The organism is Noviherbaspirillum malthae (assembly GCF_015352985.1).
Lineage (GTDB): Bacteria > Pseudomonadota > Gammaproteobacteria > Burkholderiales > Burkholderiaceae_D > Noviherbaspirillum > Noviherbaspirillum malthae.
Genome location: NZ_JACYXF010000073.1, coordinates 1 through 1,913, shown reverse-complemented (window position 1 = coordinate 1,913; position 1,913 = coordinate 1). Strand labels below are relative to the sequence as shown.

Sequence of the window (1,913 nt, the reverse complement as noted above, 5' to 3'; positions counted from 1 at the left end):
CGCTTCCTGCACTTACTCACTGTTTATTGCTGCCGCTCAGCGATGTTCTGTGTTGCTCTTGACTTCCGCAAGCTTCGAGCGGGGTGAACGGTAACGAATTTTCTTCAAGAGTATTTGATACGTGCAGTCGATGAAAAGCTTGCCAAATATTTTCGATATCGTCGCCATCCCGGTTCAAGGCAGCAAATTTGGCTGCTCCACCTTCTATGGTGCGTCGGAATTCATAACATTGCCTAAGGTCTTCAACGCATGAGATGTCCGCAAAGGACAATAGGGGGTGATATGCGTCGGGATGGCAATCGATATAAGTACGGTAGCCTTGACGGGATAAAAATGGACTCTTTGCCCTTAAGCGTATTATCGCTTCGCGCATCGTGGGGCGCGATACTCCATACCTTGTACTGAGTTCCTGCTCTGTAGGCAGGCAGTTGCCGACTTTAAATTCACCGCGTCTAATTGCTTCTACGATGGCTGTCTGGACAGTTTCCACCAAGTTAGGACGGCGAGTAAGTGAGGAATGGAGATCACGTGGCATATGAAGCACCCTGATGTTATAAGAATAACACGGCAGGACTAGGTAACATATAGGAAGTGTAAGGACATCTTGTTGCAGTATAGGGCAGGGCAACCGCATCAAAACCTGTTAACAATCAATGGGTTGGATAGCCGCTTGTAAACGATAAGAAAAGCGCGTTTACTATCCTCCTTTGCATAGGGGGAAGAATGGAAGTGCGCGTCGATTACGAGGATGTGAAAGCATGTTTTGAAGGCATGACGGATCCGCGGGTTATCGGGAGGACGACGCACCGGCTGGATGACATTCTGTTCCTAACGTTGTGTGCGGTCCTGTGTGGGATGGACGACTGGGAATCGATCGAGCAATGGGGAAACCACCGTGTCGAGTGGCTGCGCCAATTTATCCAGATCGAGCATGGCATTCCCTCTCATGACACAATCAGCCGAGTCTTTGCGGCCTTGGACAGCAAGGTGTTTCAGGACTGCTTTATTCGCTGGATGGGAACGCTGGTACCGAGTCTTGCAGGGCAGGTTGTGGCGATCGACGGCAAGACCATGCGCGGGTCGCATCAGCGGCGCTGCGGCAAGCAGGCCATCCACTTGGTCAGCGCGTTCGTGTGCGGCCACGGATTGACATTGGGCCAGTTGAAGACGCAAGAGAAGTCCAATGAAATCACGGCGATACCGGAACTGATCGACGCATTGGAGTTGAAGGACAGTATCGTCACCATTGATGCGATGGGATGCCAAAAAGAGATCGCTGCAGCGATCGTGACCAGGCAGGCCGATTACGTTCTGGCGCTCAAGGCCAACCACGATACGCTGTATAGCCAGGTTAAGCGCCTCTTCGATGTCACTGAATGGCTCAACTACAAGGACTTCGCCACCATGGGGCATGCCACCGACGAAAAAGGACACGGCCGTCTGGAAACGCGTCGTTACGTGGCCTTGAGCGGTGTCCAACTCAACCAGACCGATGCCTGGGCGGGTATGCGCAGCGTGGTGATGGTGGAGTCAATGCGTTGCAGCGGTGAGCAGTGTGCATCCGAAAAGCGCTTTTACATCAGTTCACTGGAGTCGGACTCGCAACGCCTGGCCCACGTGATTCGCAGCCACTGGGAAATTGAGAATCGGTTGCACTGGTGTCTCGACGTAACCTTTGCGGAAGACGCTTCACGTATCCGGCGGGATCATGCGCCGGAAAATCTGAACATCGTCAGGAAGATTGCGATGAACTTATTGCGCCTGAATCCACTGAAACGCAGCTTGCCTAAGAAGCGTCTGGAGGCTTGCCTGAACAATGACTACCTCGCTCAATTGCTCGGCCTCCCAGCATGACCTGTTTCTCTCGTTTCGTAACTTATTGAAATGCATTCACATTTGATGCGTTTGCCCTG

The 1,913-nt window shown here is 52.3% G+C and carries 2 protein-coding genes; one reads left to right on the top strand and one right to left on the bottom strand.

All coding sequences use genetic code 11. The features are described from left to right. Positions 1 to 16 precede the first annotated feature (16 nt). Positions 17 to 535: a FadR/GntR family transcriptional regulator gene (locus tag IGW03_RS32430; protein WP_194726588.1), complete on the bottom strand. Its 519-nt coding sequence runs from the start codon at positions 533 to 535 to the stop codon at positions 17 to 19. A gap of 188 nt (positions 536 to 723) precedes the next feature. Between IGW03_RS32430 and IGW03_RS32425 the strand changes: the two genes are divergently transcribed. Further along, positions 724 to 1,854, top strand: coding sequence for an ISAs1 family transposase (locus tag IGW03_RS32425; RefSeq protein WP_228536232.1), 1,131 nt, complete (start codon positions 724 to 726; stop codon positions 1,852 to 1,854). Positions 1,855 to 1,913: the final 59 nt, after the last annotated feature.